We start from the raw sequence: 630 nt of genomic DNA on the forward strand, positions 1-630 counted from the left end.
AGTCGATGTCGCACAACATGATAGTCAAAGGCAATTTTTCACGAATGTGGTGATACCAAAGTACATGAAGACGTTCATCAAATCGGCGTCTATTCGCCACTTGCGTCAAGCTGTCCATAAAGCTCAATTTCTCAAGTTCAAGGTTCGCTTGTTCAAGTTTTTGCTCGGCAAGATAACGCTCTGAAATATCACGCGCCATGATAAGAACGCCATTCGTACCCGATGCCTTATCTTTAAACGGCGATTTCACCACATCAAACCACGTAATATGGCCATCACTACTCACGACCTTATCGATATACCTTACCGGTTCCGCTTGTCGTAGAGCGTGTAGGTCGCTCGTTTCCAACCGCGTGTACATTTCAACGGGAATGACATCTTGAAGACGCTTACCAATCAAATCAGAAACTTCAGATATACCTAAAGCGTTTACAAATGGCTTATTGCACGCTTGGTACACCATGTTCTCATTAAAAATACCGATAGAGTCAGGGCTTGCATCTAAGATTGTTTGAAGAATGGTGTCACGCTGAGCCAAAGCGACTTCAGTGTCTTTACGACGCTCCATTTCATCACGTAAGTTCTGTTGAATCTTATGCCATTCCGTCACATCGTGACTAATAGACAACG

The 630-nt window shown here is 43.7% G+C and carries 1 protein-coding gene; it reads right to left on the reverse strand.

What is annotated here, in order from left to right:
* The coding region (locus R7093_RS26215) for a PAS domain S-box protein (RefSeq protein ID WP_318147149.1) at positions 1 to 630 on the reverse strand (630 nt) is incomplete at both ends.

The organism is Vibrio sp. 1580, from assembly GCF_033340055.1.